Source organism: Pseudolysinimonas kribbensis (assembly GCF_039531715.1).
GTDB lineage: Bacteria > Actinomycetota > Actinomycetes > Actinomycetales > Microbacteriaceae > Pseudolysinimonas > Pseudolysinimonas kribbensis.
The window spans coordinates 477,342-498,045 of sequence record NZ_BAAAQO010000002.1 but is presented as its reverse complement, the minus strand read 5'-3'; the positions used below and the strand labels follow the sequence as shown (position 1 = coordinate 498,045).

The 20,704-nt window shown below is 70.7% G+C and carries 18 protein-coding genes and 1 tRNA gene; 14 read left to right on the top strand and 5 right to left on the bottom strand.

From position 1 onward, the window contains the following. Positions 1 to 3 precede the first annotated feature (3 nt). The 8 genes from ABD285_RS03105 to ABD285_RS03070 all read left to right on the top strand — a co-directional run bounded on the left by ABD285_RS03105 (position 4) and on the right by ABD285_RS03070 (position 9,454). On the top strand, positions 4 to 1,182 hold the full coding sequence (locus tag ABD285_RS03105) for an NAD(P)/FAD-dependent oxidoreductase (protein ID WP_344200208.1): 1,179 nt from the start codon (positions 4 to 6) through the stop codon (positions 1,180 to 1,182). Continuing rightward, a complete protein-coding gene (locus ABD285_RS03100; RefSeq protein ID WP_344200205.1) occupies positions 1,179 to 1,502 on the top strand; it encodes a (2Fe-2S)-binding protein in 324 nt (107 codons plus the stop codon). The genes ABD285_RS03105 and ABD285_RS03100 overlap by 4 nt, the downstream gene beginning before the upstream one ends. Next, complete coding sequence (locus ABD285_RS03095) at positions 1,499 to 2,923, top strand: FAD/NAD(P)-dependent oxidoreductase (RefSeq protein ID WP_284253833.1); 1,425 nt, start codon at positions 1,499 to 1,501, stop codon at positions 2,921 to 2,923. The genes ABD285_RS03100 and ABD285_RS03095 overlap by 4 nt, the downstream gene beginning before the upstream one ends. Beyond that, complete coding sequence (locus ABD285_RS03090; protein WP_284253832.1) at positions 2,920 to 3,852, top strand: dihydrodipicolinate synthase family protein; 933 nt, start codon at positions 2,920 to 2,922, stop codon at positions 3,850 to 3,852. The genes ABD285_RS03095 and ABD285_RS03090 overlap by 4 nt, the downstream gene beginning before the upstream one ends. Further along, positions 3,852 to 4,853 carry a proline racemase family protein gene (locus ABD285_RS03085; RefSeq protein WP_284255655.1) on the top strand — a complete coding sequence of 334 codons (1,002 nt, stop codon included), beginning with the start codon at positions 3,852 to 3,854 and terminating at the stop codon, positions 4,851 to 4,853. The genes ABD285_RS03090 and ABD285_RS03085 overlap by 1 nt, the downstream gene beginning before the upstream one ends. A 115-nt stretch (positions 4,854 to 4,968) precedes the next feature. Then, positions 4,969 to 6,207, top strand: coding sequence for an LCP family protein (locus ABD285_RS03080; RefSeq protein WP_344200200.1), 1,239 nt, complete (start codon positions 4,969 to 4,971; stop codon positions 6,205 to 6,207). Between the two features lie 221 nt (positions 6,208 to 6,428). Beyond that, the gene (locus tag ABD285_RS03075; RefSeq protein WP_344200197.1) at positions 6,429 to 9,290 is read left to right on the top strand and encodes a glucuronyl esterase domain-containing protein; all 2,862 of its coding nucleotides are present in this window, start codon (positions 6,429 to 6,431) and stop codon (positions 9,288 to 9,290) included. Between the two features lie 74 nt (positions 9,291 to 9,364). Then, positions 9,365 to 9,454: transfer RNA gene (locus ABD285_RS03070), tRNA-Ser, on the top strand. 249 nt (positions 9,455 to 9,703) lie between these two features. Here the strand turns inward: ABD285_RS03070 and ABD285_RS03065 are convergent. Together ABD285_RS03065 and ABD285_RS03060 are read right to left on the bottom strand one after the other, a co-directional pair. Beyond that, a complete protein-coding gene (locus ABD285_RS03065) occupies positions 9,704 to 10,129 on the bottom strand; it encodes a hypothetical protein (RefSeq protein ID WP_284253826.1) in 426 nt (141 codons plus the stop codon). Next, complete coding sequence (locus ABD285_RS03060; RefSeq protein ID WP_344200194.1) at positions 10,126 to 11,001, bottom strand: ABC transporter substrate-binding protein; 876 nt, start codon at positions 10,999 to 11,001, stop codon at positions 10,126 to 10,128. The genes ABD285_RS03065 and ABD285_RS03060 overlap by 4 nt, the downstream gene beginning before the upstream one ends. 143 nt (positions 11,002 to 11,144) lie before the next feature. Between ABD285_RS03060 and ABD285_RS03055 the strand changes: the two genes are divergently transcribed. Further along, positions 11,145 to 12,146, top strand: coding sequence for a LacI family DNA-binding transcriptional regulator (locus ABD285_RS03055; protein WP_344200191.1), 1,002 nt, complete (start codon positions 11,145 to 11,147; stop codon positions 12,144 to 12,146). On the opposite strand, the gene ABD285_RS03050 is transcribed toward ABD285_RS03055, so the two are convergent. Next, on the bottom strand, positions 12,126 to 13,175 hold the full coding sequence (locus ABD285_RS03050; protein WP_344200188.1) for a LacI family DNA-binding transcriptional regulator: 1,050 nt from the start codon (positions 13,173 to 13,175) through the stop codon (positions 12,126 to 12,128). The genes ABD285_RS03055 and ABD285_RS03050 overlap by 21 nt on opposite strands. Before the next feature lie 182 nt (positions 13,176 to 13,357). Here ABD285_RS03050 and ABD285_RS03045 point away from each other — a divergent pair, with 182 nt between their 5' ends. From ABD285_RS03045 to ABD285_RS03025, 5 genes are read left to right on the top strand one after another with little or no spacing between them, the layout of a single operon-like run. After that, complete coding sequence (locus ABD285_RS03045; RefSeq protein ID WP_344200185.1) at positions 13,358 to 14,707, top strand: ABC transporter substrate-binding protein; 1,350 nt, start codon at positions 13,358 to 13,360, stop codon at positions 14,705 to 14,707. Beyond that, the gene (locus ABD285_RS03040) at positions 14,704 to 15,618 is read left to right on the top strand and encodes a carbohydrate ABC transporter permease (protein WP_344200182.1); all 915 of its coding nucleotides are present in this window, start codon (positions 14,704 to 14,706) and stop codon (positions 15,616 to 15,618) included. The genes ABD285_RS03045 and ABD285_RS03040 overlap by 4 nt, the downstream gene beginning before the upstream one ends. Next, positions 15,618 to 16,442, top strand: a complete 825-nt coding sequence (locus tag ABD285_RS03035; protein WP_284253819.1) for a carbohydrate ABC transporter permease — start codon at positions 15,618 to 15,620, stop codon at positions 16,440 to 16,442. Before ABD285_RS03040 ends, ABD285_RS03035 begins: the two co-directional genes overlap by 1 nt. Before the next feature lie 4 nt (positions 16,443 to 16,446). Beyond that, positions 16,447 to 17,424: a glycoside hydrolase family protein gene (locus ABD285_RS03030; protein WP_344200179.1), complete on the top strand. Its 978-nt coding sequence runs from the start codon at positions 16,447 to 16,449 to the stop codon at positions 17,422 to 17,424. Then, the gene (locus ABD285_RS03025; RefSeq protein WP_344200176.1) at positions 17,421 to 18,587 is read left to right on the top strand and encodes a serine hydrolase domain-containing protein; all 1,167 of its coding nucleotides are present in this window, start codon (positions 17,421 to 17,423) and stop codon (positions 18,585 to 18,587) included. The genes ABD285_RS03030 and ABD285_RS03025 overlap by 4 nt, the downstream gene beginning before the upstream one ends. On the opposite strand, the gene ABD285_RS03020 is transcribed toward ABD285_RS03025, so the two are convergent. After that, a complete protein-coding gene (locus tag ABD285_RS03020; RefSeq protein ID WP_284253818.1) occupies positions 18,584 to 19,462 on the bottom strand; it encodes an aldo/keto reductase in 879 nt (292 codons plus the stop codon). The genes ABD285_RS03025 and ABD285_RS03020 overlap by 4 nt on opposite strands. Next, positions 19,459 to 20,505 (bottom strand): LacI family DNA-binding transcriptional regulator, encoded by a 1,047-nt coding sequence (locus tag ABD285_RS03015; RefSeq protein WP_284253817.1) that lies wholly within the window; start codon positions 20,503 to 20,505, stop codon positions 19,459 to 19,461. Before ABD285_RS03015 ends, ABD285_RS03020 begins: the two co-directional genes overlap by 4 nt. Positions 20,506 to 20,704 lie beyond the last annotated feature (199 nt).

The window sequence follows — 20,704 nt, the reverse complement described above, 5'->3', positions numbered from 1 at the left end:
GCCATGCGCGCGGACGTCGTCGTCGTCGGAGCCGGCATCGTCGGTGCGGCCTGCGCACGTGTGCTGGCCGGCGCGGGCCTCGCCGTGACCGTGATCGATCGATCGGGCGCCGCGAGCGGCACGAGCGCGCAGGGCGAGGGCAACATCCTGGTCTCCGACAAGGACGCCGGCCCGGAGCTCGCGCTCGTGCAGCGCTCGCTCCGGTTGTGGGACGAGCTGCAGGCCGAGCTCGCCGACGAGCTGACGGCCGCCGTTCCCGCGATCGAATACGAGCGCAAGGGTGGCCTCGTGGTCGCGACGACCGAGACCGGTGCGGCGCCGCTGCTCGCCTTCGCGGCGCGTCAGCGGGCGGCCGGAGTCGACGCGCGGGAGCTCGATGACGCGGTCGCCCACGTGCTGGAGCCCGACCTCGCCCCCGGCGTCCACGCCGCGGTGCACTACCCCGAGGACGCGCAGGTGCAGCCGGTGATCGCCGCCGAGGCCCTGCTCGCCTCGGCGCGTTCCCGCGGGGCCCGCACCGCGTACGGCGAGCGGGTCGTCGGCGCGCTGCGCGACGGCGATGGTCGCATCACCGGCGTGCGCACCGACCGGGGCGAGCATCCGGCGGGCGCCGTGGTGCTCGCCGCCGGACCCTGGTCGGGCGAGGTGGCCACCGTGCTCGGCGCCTCCCTCCCCGTGCGGCCGCGCCGCGGTGTCGTGCTCGTGACCACCCGGATGCCGCACCGCGTCTTCCACAAGGTCTACGACGCCGACTACGTGGGCGCGGTCGGCTCGGACGATGCGGCGTTGCAGACCTCGAGCGTCATCGAGTCGACCGCCGGCGGCACGGTGCTGGTCGGATCCTCGCGCCGCCAGGCCGGGTTCGACGCGGCGCTCGATCTGGATGCCGTGCGCGAGATCGCGCGCAAGGCCACCCGCGTGTTCCCCTTCCTCGCCGATGCCGCGGTCATGCGCGTGTACGGCGGCTTCCGGCCCTTCATGCCCGACCATCTCCCCGTGATCGGAGCGGACCCGCGGGTCGCCGGCCTGTGGCACGCGACGGGTCACGAGGGCGCCGGCGTCGGCCTGGCGCTCGGCACTGCCGAGCTGCTGCGCGACGTCATGACGGGGCGGCCCCCCGCACTCGACCCCGAGCCCTTCTCGCCCGCTCGCGCCTCGCTCGGCCTCGGAGCGGCGGCGTGACCGCGCGCGCGATGCCGCCGGGGGGCGACCCGGTGCGGCCGGGAGCGGCCGAGGCCGTGACGATCGTCGTCGACGGCGAGCCGGTCACCGGTGTCCGGGGCCAGTCGATCGCGGGGGTGCTGCTGGCCGCCGATCGCACCGCCTGGCGCACGACCGCAGCGGGTCGGCGGCCGCGTGGGATCTTCTGCGGGATCGGCGTCTGCTTCGACTGCCTCGTGGCGGTCGGCGGGGTGCGCGACATCCGGGCGTGTCAGCGTCCGGCGACCGACGGAGACCTCGTCACGACCCAGGACGAGACGCTGCCGGAGACGACGTCGTGAACGTCGTCGTGGTCGGCGCAGGGCCGGCCGGTCTGGCCGCGGCCGGGGCCGCTCTGGCGGCGGGCGCCGAGGTGACGCTGGTCGACGCCACGACCCAGCTCGGCGGGCAGTTCTGGCGGCACATGCCGGATGCCCGTCCGGCCGCCGCCGAGTCCGCGCTGCATCACCGCTGGTCGCGTTTCACGACGCTGCGCGACCGGCTCGAACGGCATCCCCGGTGCCGGATCCGCACCGGCGCGCAGGTGTGGGCGCTCGACCACGTCGACGGCCGTCCGCGGCTCCAGCTCGCGATCGGCGCCGTCGACGGACCCGACCGCACGATGGAGATCCTCGTGCCGGATGCGCTGGTGCTCGCCACCGGAGCGCACGACCTCACGCTGCCGTTCCCGGGCTGGGACCTGCCGGGCGTCGTCACCGGCGGCGCGGCGCAGGCGCTCGCCAAGGCCGAGCGGGTGGCGATCGGCCGCCGGGTCGTCGTCGCCGGCGCCGGGCCGTTCCTGCTGCCGGTCGCGGCGTCGCTCGCCGCCACGGGCGCGACCGTGCTGAGCGTGCACGAGGCCGCCGGCCGTCGACAGCTCGCCGCCGGCTGGGCGGGCGCTCTGCCCGTGCTCCCCGCGATGGCGGGCAAGCTCGGCGAGCTCGCCGGGTACGCGCGTGGGCAGCTGCGCGGCCGCATCCCGTACCGCGTGGGCAGCGGCGTCATCGCCGCGCACGGCGACGATCGGGTCGAGGCCGTGACGATCGCGCGGCTCGACGCGCAGTGGCGCCCCGTGCCGGGCACGCAGCGCACCGTCGAGGCCGACGCGCTCGCGGTGTCGCACGGCTTCACGCCGCGGCTCGAGCTCGCGCTCGCCGCCGGATGCCGCCTCGATGCCGGCCGTTTCGTCGCGGTCGACGCCGACCAGCGCACGAGCGCGCCGGGCGTGCTCGCCGCCGGCGAGGTGACCGGCATCGGCGGGGCGGACGCCGCCCTCGCCGAGGGCGCGGTTGCGGGGTGGATCGCGGCCGGCGGGGCCGCCCACGATCCCCGCGTCGCGCGTGCCCGGGCCGCGGTGCGCCGGTACCGCCGGTTCGCGCGGGCGCTCGCCGCCGCGCACGGCCCACGGCCCGGCTGGCGCGACGGGCTCACCGACGACACGATCGTCTGCCGCTGCGAGGAGGTGCCGTACGGCCGGCTGCGCGCGACCGCGACCGCGACGCGGACGCAGAGCCTGCGCTCGCTCCGCCTCACGACGCGCGCGGGGCTCGGACCCTGCCAGGCGCGCATCTGCGGTCGCGTGGTCGAGGAGCTGCTCGCGCGCTCCACCGGCGCGATCCTCGACGACGCGGTCTCCGACTGGCGCCCGATCGTCACCCCGCTGCGCTTCGGCGAGCTCGCACGGACTCCCGAGACCATCCCCACGAAAGGCGAGAGCACATGAGCACCCCCACCACCGACCTGGGCGGCGTCGTCGTCGCGACCGCGCTGCCGTACCGGCCCGACCCCGCCGCGCCCGGCGGTCTCGCCGTCGACCACGATGCCTACGCGGCGCACTGCGACTGGCTCATCGAGAACGGCTGCCGCGGCGTCGGTCCCAACGGATCGCTCGGCGAGTACTCGTCGCTCACCGACGACGAGCGCCGACGCGTCGTGCAGACCGCGGTCTCGGCGGTCGCCGGGCGCGGCATCGTCATCGCCGGAGTCCACGCCCCGGGCTCGCATCTCGCCAGGCGCTGGGCCGAGCTCGCGGCGGAGGACGGTGCCGACGCGGTGCTGTGCCTGCCGCCGACGATGTACCGGGCGTCACGGTCGCAGATCGTCGCCCACTACACCGAGGTGGCCTCGGTCGGCCTGCCCGTCATGCTCTACAACAACCCGATCGACACGAAGGTCGACCTGACGCCCGACGTCGTCGCCGAGCTGGCCGCCATCGACAACGTCGTGGCCGTCAAGGAGTTCTCCGGCGACGTGCGGCGCGCGTTCGAGATCGCGGAGCGCTGCGACATCGACGTGATCGCCGGTGCCGACGACCTGCTGTTCGAGCTCCTCGTCGACGGCGCGGTCGGGTGGTTCGCGGGATTCCCGAACGCGTTCCCCGCGGAGTCGGTCGAGATCTACGAGCTCGCCCGCTCCGGGCGCATCGACGAGGCGCGCGCGCTCTACCGGCACCTCGTGCCGGTCTTCCGCTGGGACTCCCGCACCGAGTTCGTGCAGGCGATCAAGCTGAGCATGGACATGGTCGGCCGATACGGCGGACCGTGCCGCCCGCCGCGCGGGCCGCTCACCGCCGAGCACGAGGCGCTCGTGCGTGCGCAGACCGAGCACGCGCTCGCCGCGCTTGCCGAGCACAAGAGCCGAACGGCGGCGTGATGCACAGCTCCCGCGTCATCTCGGCGATCGACACCCACACCGAGGGCATGCCGACGCGCGTCGTCACGGGCGGCGTCCCGGTCATCCCGGGCGCGACCGGCAACGAGCGCCGCCTGTACGCGATGGAGCACCTCGACGGCCTGCGGCGGTTCCTCATGACCGAGCCGCGCGGACACGCGGCGATGAGCGGCGCGATCCTGCAGCCCTCGACCCGCCCGGATGCCGACTGGGGCGTCGTCTTCATCGAGGTCTCCGGTTTCCTGCCGATGTGCGGGCACGGCACGATCGGCGTCGCGACCGCGCTCGTCGAGGCGGGCATGGTCGAGGTCGTCGAACCGGTCACGACGATCCGGCTCGACACCCCGGCCGGGCTGGTGGTCGCGCGGGTCGCCGTGTCGGGCGGACACGCCGACGCCGTGACGATCGAGAACGTGCCGTCGTACGTCGAGCGGCTCGACGCGCACGTCGAGGTGCCCGGCCTCGGGTCGGTGCCGTACTCGCTCGCGTTCGGCGGCAACTTCTATGCGATGGTCGACCTGGATGCCGTCGGCCTGCCCTTCGATCGCACGCGGCAGCGCGACATCTCGGATGCGGGACTCGCGATCATGCAGGCGATCAACGAGGCCGACCGGCCGCGGCATCCGGAGATCGACGGCGTCGACCACTGCCACCACGTCGAGTTCATCGCACCGGGGTCGACGGCGCGGTACTCCCGGCACGCGATGGCGATCCATCCGGGGTGGTTCGACCGATCGCCGTGCGGCACCGGCACGAGCGCCCGGATGGCCGAGCTGTGGGCGCGCGGCGAGCTGCCGCTCGACACCGACTTCGTCAACGAGTCGTTCATCGGCAGCCGGTTCGTCGGTCGCCTCATCTCGCAGACGACGGTCGGCGACCGGGCGGCCGTCATCCCGACGATCACGGGCCGGGCCTGGGTCACCGGGCTCGGGCAGTACCTGCTCGACCCCTCGGACCCGTACCCGGAGGGATTCGAGTTCTGACCGATTCGCCGCCAATGGTCAGGCGCGACAGGCGAGGATAGGGTCCTGTGTCGCGCGCCGCCCGTCGCGCGGCGCGTGTCCGTCCCGACTGCGACCGCCGAGAGAAGGTGCCGCCGTGAGCGAGTTCCGCGATCGATCCTCCCGTCAGCCCGCCGGCGCCACCGTCGCGCGGCACGGGCGACTGACCCGCTCCGCCGCGTGGAGGACCGTCCTCGCCGTGCTCGGCGGCGCGGTCGCGGTCGCGCTCGTCGCCGTCGGATCCGTCGCGGCGATCGCGGTGAACAACCTGCACGCGAACATCAAGACCGTCTCGATCGGCGCGGACAAGGCCGGGCCACCGCCCAGCATCGGGGCGATGAAGGGCGGGTTCAACATCCTGCTCGCCGGCTCCGACACCCGTGACGGCCAGGGGGGCATCGGTGATCCGAGGCACGACAGCGGGAGCGCCCTCAACGACGTCACGATGCTCATGCACGTCGCGCACGACCAGAAGAGCGCCACGGTCGTCAGCATCCCGCGTGACATGGTCGTGCCCATCCCGCGGTGCGACAAGGGCGGTCCGGCGACCGGTCTGCCGATCAACACGACGCTCTCCTACGGCGGCCTGCCGTGCACTGTCGCCACGGTCGAGAACCTGACCGGCCTCAAGATCCAGTTCGCCGGCCTCATCACCTTCCAGGGCGTCATCGCGATGTCGGACGCGGTCGGCGGCGTCGACGTCTGCGTCAACGCGCCCATCCACGATCCGTACACGGGGCTGAACCTGCCCAAGGCGGGCACGTACACGCTCCAGGGGGCCGACGCGCTCGCGTTCCTGCGCTCGCGGCACGGCGTCGGCGACGGCAGCGACCTCGGCCGCATCACCTCGCAGCAGGTGTACCTCTCGTCGCTGGTGCGCACGATCAAGAGCAGCGGCACGCTCACCGACTTCGGCAAGCTGTACGGGATCGCCGAGGCCGCCACGAAGAACATCACGCTCAGCGAGAACTTCACCCGCCTCGACACCCTCGTGTCGGTCGCCCTCGTGCTCAAGAACATCCCGCTGCAGAACATCGTCTTCGTGCAGTACCCCGGCACGACCGGTGGCACCGGCATCTTCTCCGGCAAGGTGCAGCCCACCAGGTACATCGCCGATCAGCTGTTCGCAGCACTCAAGGCCGACAAGCCGATCGGGCTCGACGACCGCTCGGTGGGCGGCGATCACTCCGGCTCGACCCTCGACCCGAACGCGCCCCAGCCCACCGGCACGAGCACGCCCAGCCCGTCCGGCACCCCCTCGGACGCCCAGGTGATCTCGGGTCTGCAGGGCCAGACGGCCGAGCAGCGCACCTGCTCCGTCGCCTACCACTTCTGAGTCGGGGCGGGCGTTGACGCTCGTCAGGGCCAGGTGGTAGCTTCCGAGAAAGCGGTTTCACAGAGCCGCTGATCCGCCGCCCCATGCACTCGACGGGAACGGCATCGGGCGGATGTCGCACCTCACGAAGCGGTGGGCGGCGACGAACGGAGGGGCGGTTCCCGTAGTCGAGTGCGCTCACGCGCGCCCGGCGTCGATGGTGACGAACAACGGAGATCTCAGTGAGAAGACTGACCAGGTCCCTGGCGGTGCTCGTGCCCGCGGCCCTGCTCATCGGCGCGGTGGCGCCGGCGGCGGCAGCGGCGGCGAGCCCGGGGGACGCCTACCCCTACACCCAGCCCGGCGACAAGAAGTACGTGACGAACACCGACGTTCTCGAGCGCTTCTCGCCCGACGGCGGCGACAACCAGAGCTACAAGGTCACGGCCGACCGCGCGCAGGCCGACGCGTCGTTCACGACGCAGGCCCCCGCCGTCGACGGCGTCAAGGACGCCGCATGGAATGGCGCGAAGAGCTATCCGATCGGCCACACGTTCGACGCCGGCATGACCGGCGACGACCCGGATGCCACGACCGACGGCACCCTGCGCCTCCTGTGGGACGGCCCCGTGCTCTACGGCCTCGTGCAGGTGAGCGGCGACAGCACGGAGTCCGACACCGCGACCCCGAACTGGAACACCCCGAGCTACGCCGCGAACACCGACGGCATCTACGTGTCGATGGACGTGTACAACGACCAGTGGGGTTTCGAGACCGACACGCAGGGCACCTTCTTCCTGAGCGCCAACCCGAACCTCACGTCGGTGACGTCGTACAACAACGCCGGCATCCCGTCGCTCGGGTCGTTCTTCAACCCCGCCAATCAGGACTACTCGACGCGGCTGGCGGCGTTCAAGTCGTCGGGGTACACGCCTGGCTCGGGGGTGAACTACACGTACGAGTTCGCGCTGCAGCTGGAGGGCTGGGGCGACCAGCCGGATCGGCAGCTGAGGAACGGCACGAAGGTCGGCCTCGAGGTGGGCGCCTATGATCAGGGTCACTCCTTCACCTACTGGAGCAAGAGCCAGTACTTCACGGGGTTGGAGGACGGCTCGAACCTGCCCGACTCGCAGCGCATCCCGAACCGCGACTGGGGGGTCGTGACCCTCGCAGGCTGGAACGGGAAGACCCCGTTCGCGTACAGCGGCTGGAGCGCCGACGAGGACATCCGGTTCTGGGACTCGAAGTCCAACCCGGGCGGTTCCGGCAACGGGACGGCGCCGACCGACGACGGCGACGACAGCGCGGTGTGGACCCCGGCATCCCGCGACCGGATGATCGCCGCGAAGTCCGCCTATCTGGCGGTGAAGGACAGCCCGACGGCCACGCGTGCCCAGAAGGAGGCCGCCGTCACGAGGGTGACGACCGCGTTCGCGGGACTGCGCTGGGGCGACACCACCTATCCCGACCCGCACGACCTGCCCGCGACGCAGATCGTGCCGAGCCCCTTCACCTTCTTCGACCCGAGCAAGGGCACGAACGGCCAGGTGACGACGTCGGCGCAGTGGCAGCAGCGCAAGCAGGAGCTGCTCTCGCTCGCGCAGTTCTACGAGTACGGGTACAAGCCGCAGCTCGGCGTCGATTACACCGTGAAGGTCACCGGCAACGCGTACGCGGGCACCGGCAATCCGGTCGTCACGGCGCAGGTGATCCCGACCAACCGCAACTTCGACGGCGGCGTGCCGGTGAACATCTCGATCCCGATCACGCTGCCGACGTCGGTGCCCGGCGGCGGCAAGGCGGCGGTGGGGTTCAGCACGAACTTCACGGCCAACGGGATCGCGAACGTCACGTTCCCGTCCTGGGCCTTCGATGTGCGGACGGATGCCGGTGCGTGGGGCAACCCGAACCGGATCGGCACCTTCTACACGCTGTTCCCGTACCAGCGGAACAGCACGTCGGCCGACTCGAGCATCCTCATCGCGCACGCGACGGCGGTCTCCGTCTACCTCGACGCGCTGCAGGCCGCCGTGTCGCAGAACGCGGCGCTCGCCGCGAAGATCGACCCGGGTCGCGCCGTGACGAAGGGCTTCTCGATCAACGGCAAGGAGGCGTTCGTCGCCGCGCTCTTCGACGACCGCGTCAAGGCGGTCGTCGCGGGCGGCGCGGGGGCGACCGGCCCGGCGAACTGGCGTTACAACGCCCAGGGCCAGGAGTTCGACTTCGCCGGTACGGCGTACGACAACCCGGGCGCCGACACGGTCGTGTCGCACGGCACCGAGGGGCCCGGCAATTCGTACCGGCACAACCGGGTGCGCGAGACCGAGCTGTTCCGGCACTTCCTGCCGTACGGCCACGAGTACACGCACGAGGACGGCTCGTACGGCTACGGCGACTACATTCGGCTGCCGTTCGATCAGGCCGACCTGGTGGCGACGCTCGCGCCCGACCGCGCGATCATCATCGACACCAACCTGAACGACTACAACGACGGCGCGGACACCGACAACATGAGCCTCGAGATCGCCAAGAGCGTCTACGACAACCTCGGGGTGAACGGGTCGGACTACGTCAAGTTCAACATCGGCAAGTACGTGTCGGCGGGCGACCCCCACGGTGCGGCTCCGGCCGCGCCCGAGGGTCGCTACCTGAGTGACTTCCTCTACGGCACGTCGACGGTCACGGCCGCCGACGCGACGCAACTGAACACCGACCCGTACGCGCTCAAGGTCTCGAACGGTCAGACCGAGAGCCCGTACGACTATTACTGGGGCGGCTACAACGGGATCACGGGCGGCACCGACGGCATCGCCGGCGCGAGCGGCTGGTACTTCGCCGGCTTCGACTCGGAGCTCGCGGGCCTGAAGAGCGCGGTCGCGGGGGCGCACCTGAACGGCGGTCTCACGAACGCCCTGACGGTGAAGCTGGACCACGCCGCGAAGCAGCTCGACAAGGGCAAGAAGGCCCAGGCGGTCGACCAGCTCGAGGCCTTCGTGTCGCAGGTGCGCGACCTCGCAGCGGCCGGCAAGCTCGGTGCCGCGCCGTCGCGTGCCCTGGTCGCGGCCGCGGAGCAGCTGGTGCTGAACATCAACGCCGGCAGCTGAGATCCGGGTCCGGATGGCGCCCCCTCCCACGACGGGGCGCCATCCGGCAGCCGCTATAGTTGCTGACGCAACCGGGAGACGTCGCATAGTCCGGTCGAGTGCACCACCCTGCTAAGGTGGAGACCCCTCCTGGGGGTCCGAGGGTTCAAATCCCTCCGTCTCCGCAAGAAAATCCCCGGTCGGTGGGATGTGCGGGTCCGTGGCGTCGGTCTCGTCGGGCTACGATGCGCGGGCACTCAGCGCGCGAGCCAGCCGCCGTCGACGGGGATGATGACGCCCGAGACCTAGTCCGATGCCGCGGACGCGAGGAACGCCGTCACGCGGCGAGGTCATCCGGCCGGCCCCGGCGTCCGGCGGGGATCCGGCACGTTGATGCCGCCCTGGAATCTGAGCGTGCTCGTGCCGGCGTCGTTCTACTTCTTGAGGCTCGCCTCGAGCTTGGCCTGCAGCGTGGTCAGCGACTCCTTCGGGGTCTCCTTCAGCGACAGCAGCGACTGCGCCCAGTCCGTCATCGCGGGTGTGCTGTCGACGATCGTCACGTTCGCGAACAGGGCGTCGCCGCCGGGAGCGGCCCAGGTCTTGCAGATCGGCTGCCACACCGAGATGAGCTTGGCCGCGTTGGCGTCGGACGAGAACTCCGGCGTCTCGGCGATCGACTTCAGCACAGGCAGGCCGATGCCCGTGTGCTTGGTCCACAGCGGCGCCATGTTCTCGTAGTAGTAGGTCAGGAAGTCCTCGGAGTCCTTCTGACTCGGGGTGTGCTTGTACATCATGATGTTATTCGGGAAGTACAGCGCGCCCTTCTTGCCGGTCGCCCCCACCAGCGGGTCCCCGATCACGACGTCGCTGGCGAACCTGCCGCCCAGGTTGGATGCGAGGCCCGGCCCTCGTAGCCCATCGCGAAGCGGTCGGCCTTCCACTGCGCCTGCGCGTTGTCGGTCGAGTATCCCGCGCTGCCCGGGTCGACGTAGCCCTTCCGGATCATCTCGACGACGAACTCGAGGGCCTGGATGTTCTCCGGCGTCACGCAGCGCGGCTTCTGCTCCTCGTCGAAGAGCCCGCCCCCGTTGTTGATGAGCAGCCCCACGAGGATCTGGAAGCCGTTCCCGTTCTTGCCCGACGCGATCCCGAACCCGTATGCGCCGATCTTCTTGAGCGCCTCGCACGCGTCGAGGTAGGTCTGCCAGTCCTTGGGCGGCTCGACCCCGGCCTTCTCGAGCAGCGGCTTGCTGTACCAGAGGGCGCGCATGTCGAGGTTGTACGGGATCGCGACGTAGCCCTGCGACGTCTTCATGGTGCCGAGCAGACCCGGCAGGAAGTCGTCGTACAGTCCGTTCTTCTTCCACGAGTCGAGCAGGTCGTCGGCCGGGGCGATCTTGTCCTCGGTCGCGAACTGGAACGCCTGGGTGCCGCTGCCGCTGCTGACGGCCGGCCCCGTGTTGGCGGCGATCGCCGAGGCGAACGTGGTGACGAAGTCCGCCCACTGCACCGTCTGGTAGGTCACACGGGGCAGCCCCTTCTTCGGACTGAACGCCTCGGAGATCTTCTTGTCGAGCGGATTGAACGCCGTGCCGCCCCAGGGCATGTTCCAGAACTTGAGGGCCTGGCCTCCGCCCGATCCGGGAGCGCACGCGGCGAGTGCGGCCGTCAGGCCGACCGCGGCCGATCCGAGCAGCAGCGATCGGCGGGTCAGCCGGGGGGTGGTGGTCATGATGTCCCTTCGTCGTCGAAGGGGCCCGCATTGCGCAATCATCCGGCGCTCTCGGCGGGCCCTGTGCTCAGGATGCTGCCAGCAGAACCCGCCCGATCGACCGGGGCGGCCGACACTTTGCGCAAACTCGATAGCATCGCGCGATGGCCTCCACCGAACGCCGGGTGACCCTCGCCGACGTCGCGGCACTCGCATCGACGTCGGTGCCGACCGCGTCGAAGGTCATGCGCGGCCGCACCGACGTCTCGACCGCGATGCGCCGTCGCGTGCTGGACGCTGCGCACCAGCTGGGCTATGGCGGCGCCGACCAGCGCCCGGCCCGGCTGACCCCTCTGCCGCCGCTGGTCGACCTGGTGATCAGCGACGTCGAGGGCACCTGGGCCAACGGCGTGCTGACCGGTGTGGAGGATGCGGCGACGGCCGCGGGCACCGACGTGGTCATCACGATCGCCCGGTCGGGGAGGGATTGGGTGACCCGGCTGCTGCGCCGCCCGTCCGAGGGTGCCGTCATCATGCTCGTCGACCCCGCGCCCTCGGAGCTCGCCGCCCTGCGGCGGGCGCGCATCCCGATCGTGCTCATCGACCCGATGAGCCCCCCGCCGCGGGATGTGCCGACGGTCGGCGTCACGAACTGGGAGGGCGGGCGGTCCGCGGCCGAGCACCTCGCGGGGCTCGGCCATTCCGCCCTCGCCGTCATCGGCGGCCACCGCCACCATCGCTACAGCAAGGCACGGATCGACGGCTTCCGCTCCGTGGTCCCGGATGCCTCGATCCGCATCGGCTTCGCCGACTGGCGCCGCGCCGACGCGCACCGCCAGGCGCTCGGAATCCTGCGCGGTCCGGGCCGTCCGACCGCCGTCTTCGCGTGCTCGGACCTCATGGCGCTCGGCGTCTACGACGCGGCGAAGGATCTGGGGCTGCGGATCCCCGACGACCTCAGCGTGATCGGCTTCGACGACGTGCCCGAGGCCGGATGGGCGACACCGACCCTGACCACGGTGCGCCAGCCCCTCACGGAGATGGGCTCCGCGGCCATGCGGCTGCTTCTGGCCAATCGCGGCGGCCGCCCGCCGGTGGGGTCCGTCGTGCGGTTCGAGCTCGCGACGTCTCTGGTCGTGCGATCGTCAACCGCTGCTCGCGGATGAGGGCGGCGCCGTGTCGACGACGGAGCTGCGTTCGATCAGCGGCATCGGCACGAGGTACTCGCCCGGCTCCGGGGCGGCGGCGAGCAGGAGACGCACCGCCTCCCGCCCCATCTCCTCGTGCGGCAGCGACACGGTCGTGAGACCGGGTCGCAGGTAGGCCGCGAGCTCGTCGTTGTCGAAGGAGACGACCGACACGTCGGAGCCGGCCCGCAGGCCGTGCTCGCTCAGGGCCTGGTAGGCGCCGAAGGCCAACCGGTCGTTCATGCAGAGCAGGGCCCGCACGTCGTCGCGCCGCTCCAGCAGCCGCGAGGTCACGTCGTAGCCGTTGTCGGGCTCCCACTCCCAGCAGGACTCCTCCGCGACGAACGCGAGGCCCAGCTCGTCCATGCGGCCGCGGATGCCGCGAACCCGGCGCTCGACGGTCGCCGACCGGAAGAGGTCGCGCTCGACAACCTGGTTCTGCCCGATGAGGGCGATGCCCGTGCGGTGACCCGCTCCCGCGAGAGCGTCGACCGCGGCGCGCCCCCCGCGCTCCTCGTCGGGCAGCACCGCGATCGGATAGCGGTCGTTCGTCGCGTTCAGCATGACCACGGAGGTCGAGCGCGGCACCTCGGGCACGTAGAGCTCGCGCGCGCGCATCGTGGCGAAGATGACCCCGTCGACCTGCCGGTCGAGGACCGCCTCGATCGCCTCGGTCTCGCGGGCGGGCTCGCCCCCCGTCTCGAGCACGAGCACGACGTGGCCGGCGCTCTCCGCCTCCTCGAGCGCACCCTTGATGAGTCCGCTCGCGAATCGTGTTGTGGCGACGACGTCGGAGATGAAGCCGATCGTGTAGGTGCGGTCGGTGCGCAGGGCGCGCGCGCCGATGTTCGGCCGGTAGCCCAGGTCCCGCGCCGCGGCATTCACCCGCGCGTGCGCGTCGGCCGAGAGGCGGGTGTCCGGCTTGCCGTTGAGGATCATGGATGCGGCCGTGGGCGAGACTCCGGCTCGACGGGCGACATCCGCCAGAGTGACCCGCTTGACCGTCATCCCGAGTCCTCCGATTCGCAGCGTAGTTGGTGCGGGGCAGCCGCCGGCGCCGGCGACCCGCCTTGACATGGCCTCGTCCGCCCCGCACACTACCTAGTGCTAAAACCATTTAGCAGCATATCGGACAGGCGAAACCGGTCCGGGCCGAGAGTTGTTCCGACGATTCGACGAAGGAGTCCACCATGAGGCATTCCCCAGCGGCGACCCGCGCCACGACCATTGCGGTCGGCGCGGTCGTCGCGTTGTTGGCGCTCGCCGGCTGCGCCCCGGGCAGCAGCGGCGGCGGCGCCGCGCAGACCGGCAAGGTCAGCACGACGCTCACCACGAAGAAGGTGACGCTCAAGATCCAGGACGAGACCGGGTTCCCCGTCACCTCGAAGCTGGCCGCCGAGTTCACCAAGCAGCACCCCAACGTGAAGTTCAAGATCGTGCGCGACAGCTTCCAGAACCTGCTCGCCAACGCGCCGCGGCTCATGGCGAGCGCCGACGCTCCCGACCTCATCCGTCTGGCCACCCTCGGGTCCAACGTCAAGGACGGGCTGCTGACCAACCTGGATCCCTACTTCGACGCCTACGGCTGGAACAAGTTCTCCGCCGGGCAGCTCGCTCCCGCGCGGATGACCAAGGCCGGCGTGCGCGGTGAGGGCTCGCTCTGGCAGTTCGGCATCGGCTACAGCGTCACCGGCATCTACATGAACCAGAAGCTCGCCGACAAGGTCGGGATCACCGCGGTCCCGCAGACGCTCGACGAGCTCGAGGCCGACCTGCAGAAGGCCAAGGACGCCGGGGTGCTGCCGGTCCAGACGGGCATGCAGGACGGCGTCGGCACCTTCACGCTGCAGGCTCTCATCAACCAGTACGGCGACAAGCAGAAGCTCATCGACTGGATGTTCAACAAGCCGGGGGCCACCTTCGACACGCCGGCCGTGGTCAAGGGCGCGACGGTCTTCCAGGACTGGGCCAAGAAGGGCTACCTGCCGCCCGACGTGAACGCCATCAACTACACGACGATGGTCGCGAACTTCTCGGCGGGCCAGGGGCTGTTCATGTGGGACGGCAACTGGGACGCGGCGAACGTCCAGAAGGCCCTCGGCAAGGACGGCGCGCAGTTCTTCCTCGCGCCGCCGGTCAAGAAGGGCGACAAGTACGTCGCGATGGGAACCGGCAACACGTTCGCCGTCCCCGCGAAGTCCACGCACCACGACACGACGCTCTACTTCCTGAACTGGATCGCCACCAACGCGAAGGCGCGCCAGATCGTCGTCGACGTGACGGGCGCCTCGCCCGGGGGCGACCCCGCCCAGAAGCTCCCGAGCGTCGAGAAGGGGAGCCTGATCGAGAAGGCGCTGGAGCTGTCGGCGACCGTCGGCAAGGACGACGGATTCACCGACTTCATCGCCAACACCACGTCGGGCATCTACCAGGGCGCCTTGCAGCCGGATGAGCAGCTGCTGCTGACCGACAAGATGACGCCGGCCGATTTCGCCAAGGCGATCCAGGCCTTCTACCTGAAGGACCTCGCCGGCTCGTGAGCACCACCACCCAGCGCCGCGCTCCCCGGAGGACCTCCCGGGGAGCGCGGCGCGCGCTCGCGGTCGGCTGGCTGTTCCTGCTGCCGGCCGTGATCGCCTACCTGTTGTTCGTGCTGTACCCGCTCGTGACGGCGATCCAGTACTCCTTCTACAAGTGGAACGGCATCGGCGCCTCCACCTGGATCGGCTTCGGGAACTACGCCGAGATCTTCACGGAGCCGACGCTGCTCGCGCCGATCGTCAACGCGCTCGTGCTGATCGTCTTCTTCACGATCATCCCGATCATCAGCGGCCTGGTGCTGGCCACGCTGATCCGGGACATGAAGCAGGGCCCGTTCGCGGCGACGGCGCGCACCGTCCTCTTCCTCCCCCAGATCGTGCCGCTCGTCGCGGCGGGCATCGCCTGGTCGTGGATGTACGCGCAGACCGGCACGATCAATCAGATCCTCCACGCCGTCGGGCTGGGATTCCTCTCCCGCTCGTGGCTCGCCGACTTCGGCACCGCGCTGCCCGCCGTCGGCCTCATCGGATCGTGGGTCCTCACCGGGCTGTGCACCGTGCTCCTGCTCACCGGCATGGGCAAGATCGACCCGTCGCTGTACGAGGCGGCCCGCATCGACGGCGCCGGCTGGTTCCGGCTCTTCGGGTCGGTCACGTTGCCCGGCGTCCGCCAGGAGATCGTCGTGCTCGTCACGATCACGGTGATCTCGGCGCTCAGCAGCTTCGACATCATCTACACGACCACCAAGGGCGGCCCCGGCACCACGACCCTCGTCCCCGGCATCTCGATCTTCCGCCTCGCCTTCGTGCAGGGGCAGGTCGGGCTCGCGTCGGCACTCGGCGTCGTCCTGCTCATCCTCGTGCTCGCCGTCGTGCTGCCGGTGCAGCGATTCTCCCGGGAGGCCGACTGATGGTCATGACGCGAAGCGAGATCATCGTGGGGCGAATCGTCCTGGTCGTGATCCTCGTCCTGACGGTGCTGCCGCTGCTCAGCATGCTGTCGGCCGCGCTGCAGTCGCCGGACCGGATCCCGACCGGCCTGGCGTGGCCCACCCATCCGCACTGGGAGAACTTCGTCACGGCGTTCACGGTGGGGCACGTCTGGGTGCTGCTGGGGTCGAGCCTGCTGATCGTCGTCGTCGTGGTGCCCGTCAGCTTGCTGTTCGCGACCCTCGCGGGGTACGCGCTCGGCAATCTCCGGGTGCGGGGCGGCCGCATCGTGCTCGTCGCGATGGTGCTGGGCCTGACGATCCCGTTCGAGGCGATCGTGATCCCGCTCTACTACCAGATCACCTCGTACGGGCTGCTGAACACCCAATGGGCGATCATCCTGCCGCTGATCGGGCTCTACATGCCGTTCGGCGTGTTCTGGATGCGCGCCCACTTCCTCGGCGTGCCGCGGGAGCTCTCCGAGGCCGCCCGGGTCGACGGGGCCGGCGTGCTGCAGGAGTTCGCCCGCATCCAGATCCCGCTGGCGCGGCCGGCGCTCTCGGCGCTCGGCATCCTGATCTTCCTCTGGACCTGGAACCAGTTCCTGCTGCCGCTCGTGCTCGTCGACGACCCCGACAAGCGCACGATGGCGGGAGCCCTCGGAGCGTTCCAGGGGCAGTACATCGACGCGCTCCCGCTGCTGTTCGCCGCCGCGCTCATCGTCATGCTGCCCACGATCGTGATCTACATCGTCTTCCAGCGTCAGTTCATCCGGGCCCTGCTGCAGGGCGCGGTCAAGGGGTGACCGGATGACGTTCGCCCTCCCGGATCACTGGGTCTGGGACTTCTGGATCGCCGACGACGGAACGATCTTCCACCTCTATTACCTGCACGCGCCGCGATCGCTCGGCGACCCGCACCTGCGGCACCGCAACGCGGCGATCGGCCACGCGACGTCCGACGATCTCATCACCTGGACGGATCACGGACCGGTGATCGGGCCGGGCCGGGCGGGGGAGGCCGACGCGAGCGCCGCGTGGACCGGCAGCGTCATCCGGGACGACGCGGCGGGACTGTGGCGCATGTTCTACACCGGATCGCGCTTCCCGTCGCCGAGCGACGACGCCAACATCGAGTCGATCGTCGCCGCGAGCTCGCGCGACCTCCACGACTGGGACACGGCGTCCGGCGCCGCGCTCGAGGCGGACCCGCGCTGGTACGAGCTGCTGGGATCCGGCACCTGGCACGAGCAGGCCTGGCGCGATCCGTGGGTGGTCGCCGATCCGCGTGGCGGCTGGCACATGCTGCTGACGGCCCGCGCGGCGGAGGGCGCGGACGAACGGGATCGCGGAGTCATCGGCCATGCCGTCTCCGAGGATCTGCTCCGCTGGGAGGCGCGTCCGCCGCTCAGCCGGCCGGGCAGCGGGTTCGCCCACCTGGAGGTCGTCCAGTGGGTCCTCGTCGAGGGTCGTCCCGTCGTCGTCTTCTCGTGCGACGCCGAGCACCTGGCGGGCGAACGTGCGGCGGATGGCGCCCGCGGGGGCGTCTGGGCCGTGCCGGCCGGCGAGATCGGCACCGAGATCGGGGTCGAGTCGGCGACGCTGCTGACCGATGAGTCGATCTATGCCGGTCGCATCGCCCGGTCGCGCTCCGGGGAGTGGGTGCTGCTCGGGTTCGAGAACGTGGGTGAGCGGGGGGAGTTCGTCGGCCGGCTGTCCGATCCGCTCCCGTTGCGATGGACGACCCAGGGTCAGCTGGTGTGCCGAGTGGATGAGGTGGTGCGATGACACGACGCGAGGGGCACGTCGCCGAGGGCTTCGAGCCCGTGGCCCGGGCGTTCGAGGCATCGTTCGAGGGTCGCCCGGGGATGGGCGCGGCGCTCGCCGTGCTGCACCGCGGGGAGCTCGTCGTCGACCTGCACGGCGGTTCCGCCGACCGGCACGGTCGCACGCCGTGGACCGATCGCACCCTGAGCGTGATCTTCTCCTGCACCAAGGGCGTGCTGTCGATCCTCGTGGCGCGGCTGGTGCAGGAGGGCCGGCTCGACTACGACGCGCCGGCGATCCGGTACTGGCCGGAGTTCGGGGAGGCGGGCAAGTCCGACCTCACCGTCGGCGACCTTCTCGCCCACCGGGCCGGGCTCTCGGCGCCCCGTCAGGACCTGTCGGTCGACGACATCGTCGACTGGGATCGCATGGTCTCGATCCTCGCCCGGCAGGAGCCGCTCTGGGCCCCGGGCACGGGATGGGCCTATCACGCGATCACGCACGGGTGGCTCGGCGGCGAGCTCGTGCGGCGCGTGACCGGGCGCAGCGTCGGTGACCGGTTCCGCGAGGCGGTGGCCGAGCCGCTCGGCGTGGACATGTGGATCGGGCTGCCGGCCGACCGGCATGATCGGGTCGCGACCATGTGGTCCGGTCCCTCGCTCGACGAGCTCACCGCGACCCAGCAGCGCGAACGCGGATTCCCCGGACACGAGTGGCTTTGGCGGGCGATGACCCTCGGCGGTGCCCTGCCGCCCGAGCTGGTGGGTGACGGCGTCGGGTTCAACGACCCCCGGATCCACAGCGCGGAGATCCCCGGCGCGGGGGGGATCGCCGACGCGCGCGCCCTCGCCACGGTCTGGTCAGCCACCGTCACGCCGACCCACGGGGTGCGCCTGCTCGACGACGCGACCCTGGACATCGCGCTCGTCCCCCGCGCGACGGGAGCCCCGGTGTTCGATGCGGCGCCCCCGTGGCCGCGTTGGGGCGCAGGATTCCAGCTGGACTCCGAGGCGCGCCGGTATCTCTCCGACGCGAGCTTCGGCCATGACGGGGCCGGGGGTCAGGTGGCCTTCGCCGACCGCGAGCACGAGATCGGATTCGCGTTCCTCACGAATCAGATGGAGGCCGACGACGACCGCGGGACGCGCATCGTCGATGCCCTGCGGGAGTGCGTGACGCGCTAGCGGAGCCGGTCGTCGAGCACCGAGTCCCCGCGGGGATCAGGCATCTCCTCGACCACGTCCTCCGGGCGGGGCCCGAGCCGGCCGTCGTGCTGCGGTCGTACCACCTGACGCATCTCGTCCTCGCTCAGCGAGAAGTCGGCCAGACGCAGGTTCTGCGCGAGACGAACGTGGTTGGTCGACTTGGGGAAGACGACCCGCCCCGCCTGCAGATGCCACCGCAGCACGATCTGGGAGACCGTTCGCCCGCGTTCGCTCGCGAGATCCTCGAGCACCGGATCGTCGAAAACCCGGCCCTGGGCGAGGGGCGCCCAGGCCTCCGTCACGATTCCATGCCGCGCGTGATACTCGGTCAGCTCCGTCTGGACGAAGTACGGATGAAGCTCCACCTGGTTGACGGCCGGGGTCGGGAGGCCCGAAGCGGCGAGGACCTCGAGCTGGGGGATTCCGAAGTTCGAGACGCCCACGGCGCGCACACGACCATCGTCGCGCAACCGGCAGAGCGCTCTCCAGGTCTCGACGTAATCGGCGACGCCCGGCAACGGCCAGTGAATGAGGTACAGGTCGATGCGTCCGGCGCCGAGTCGGCTGTCGGAGACGTCGAACCCGCGCAGCACGTCGTCGTACCGGTGGCGGCCCGTGGTCACCTTGGACGTGATGAAGACCGACGAAGGATCGACCCCCGAGTCCTCGACGCCGCGCCGCACCTCTTCCTCGTTGCCGTACATCTGCGCGGTATCGACGTGCCGATAGCCCATGCTGACGGCCAGTGCCACCACAGCGCCGGTGCGCTCGGGTTCCAGTCCCCCGACACCGAGGCCCATCCGGGGAAGCCGGACGCCGAGGCCGAGGTCGACACCCTGATCCGGTTCGTTCATCCCGTCCGCCTCGCTCCGACCGACAGCGGCGCGACGGAGCCGCGTCGGATCGACGGCATCGCCACCAGGACCTCCTCGGCCGGAGAACCCCGGTACAGCCGTTCGACCGCCAGCCGGCCCATCGCCTCGTGCGGCAGTGCCACCGTCGTGAGCCCCGGGCGCAGGTAGCTCGAGATGTCGTCATCATCGAAGCTGACCACCGAGATGTCGTCGGGAATCGTCAGACCGGCCTCCGCGATCGCCTGATAGGCGCCGAACGCCAGTCGGTCGTTGAGGCAAAGGAATGCGCGGACCGGCCCTGCGCGCAGCTGCGCGCGGGCGATCCGGTAGCCCTCCTCGGGCTCCCACCGCCGGGAGCCGCCCTGCGCGATGAACCTCGCGCGGTCAGCCGCCATCTGCTCACGGATGCCGTGCATGCGCCGCTCCAGGGTCACCGACGGCGACGATCCACCGATTCCGCTCTCGAAGTCGTACCCCACCAGCCCGATGTCACGGTGCCCCGCCGCGGTCAGCTCGCGCACCGCGGTGCGGCCGCCCTGGAGCTCGTCCGGCAGGATCGCATGCGGATGCGCATCATTCATCGCGTTCAGCATGATCACGTTCACGGAGTCGGGAAAGTCGGGGATGTCGACAGCGCGAGCACGCTCTGCGGCCAGGATGATCCCGTCCACCTGGCGGTCGAGCACTGTATGCATCGCCCGGGCCTCCCGCTCGACGTCGCCCTCAGTCTCGACCACGATCAGCACCTGCCCGAGCTCGTCGGCGGCCTTCATGGCCCCGCGGATCATGCGTGCTGCAAAGCGTGTGGTGGAGACGAAGTCCGACACGAACGCGACCGTGTGGCTCTTGTCGGTGCGCAGGCTCTGTGCCGCGATGTTCGGCCGGTACCCCAGCTCGCGGGCTGCCGTCCGAACGCGTTCCTGCGTCTCCGAGGAGATCCTCGTCCCTGCTCGTCGGTTGAGGATCAGCGAAGCCGAGGCGGACGACACGCCCGCCATGCGCGCGACGTCGGCCAGGGTCACCCGCCTTCTCTCCGCACTCATCCCCACACGATGTCACAGGGTCAGCGCCCCGGTCCCCCCGTATTGTCGCGGCGAGCCTTGACAGATCCGCCTCGTGGTGTGATCGTACTGCTAAATCGATTATGCATCCCGCGATCGAACCGCACGAAGAAGGGATTCACCGTGGAATCACCTCCCGGAAGCTCGTTCGGCAATGCCGCAACGAGCGTCCTGTCTCACA

Excerpts from the sequence above, each read along its gene's own strand:
- ABD285_RS03105 (WP_344200208.1), top strand. The coding sequence starts at position 4 with ATGCGCGCGGACGTCGTCGTCGTCGGAGCCGGCATCGTCGGTGCGGCC.
- ABD285_RS03090 (WP_284253832.1), top strand. The coding sequence starts at position 2,920 with ATGAGCACCCCCACCACCGACCTGGGCGGCGTCGTCGTCGCGACCGCG.
- ABD285_RS03085 (WP_284255655.1), top strand. The coding sequence starts at position 3,852 with ATGCACAGCTCCCGCGTCATCTCGGCGATCGACACCCACACCGAGGGC.
- ABD285_RS03060 (WP_344200194.1), bottom strand. The coding sequence starts at position 11,001 with ATGACCACCACCCCCCGGCTGACCCGCCGATCGCTGCTGCTCGGATCG.
- ABD285_RS03055 (WP_344200191.1), top strand. The coding sequence starts at position 11,145 with ATGGCCTCCACCGAACGCCGGGTGACCCTCGCCGACGTCGCGGCACTC.
- ABD285_RS03050 (WP_344200188.1), bottom strand. The coding sequence starts at position 13,175 with ATGACGGTCAAGCGGGTCACTCTGGCGGATGTCGCCCGTCGAGCCGGA.
- ABD285_RS03045 (WP_344200185.1), top strand. The coding sequence starts at position 13,358 with ATGAGGCATTCCCCAGCGGCGACCCGCGCCACGACCATTGCGGTCGGC.
- ABD285_RS03035 (WP_284253819.1), top strand. The coding sequence starts at position 15,618 with ATGGTCATGACGCGAAGCGAGATCATCGTGGGGCGAATCGTCCTGGTC.
- ABD285_RS03030 (WP_344200179.1), top strand. The coding sequence starts at position 16,447 with ATGACGTTCGCCCTCCCGGATCACTGGGTCTGGGACTTCTGGATCGCC.
- ABD285_RS03025 (WP_344200176.1), top strand. The coding sequence starts at position 17,421 with ATGACACGACGCGAGGGGCACGTCGCCGAGGGCTTCGAGCCCGTGGCC.
- ABD285_RS03020 (WP_284253818.1), bottom strand. The coding sequence starts at position 19,462 with ATGAACGAACCGGATCAGGGTGTCGACCTCGGCCTCGGCGTCCGGCTT.
- ABD285_RS03015 (WP_284253817.1), bottom strand. The coding sequence starts at position 20,505 with ATGAGTGCGGAGAGAAGGCGGGTGACCCTGGCCGACGTCGCGCGCATG.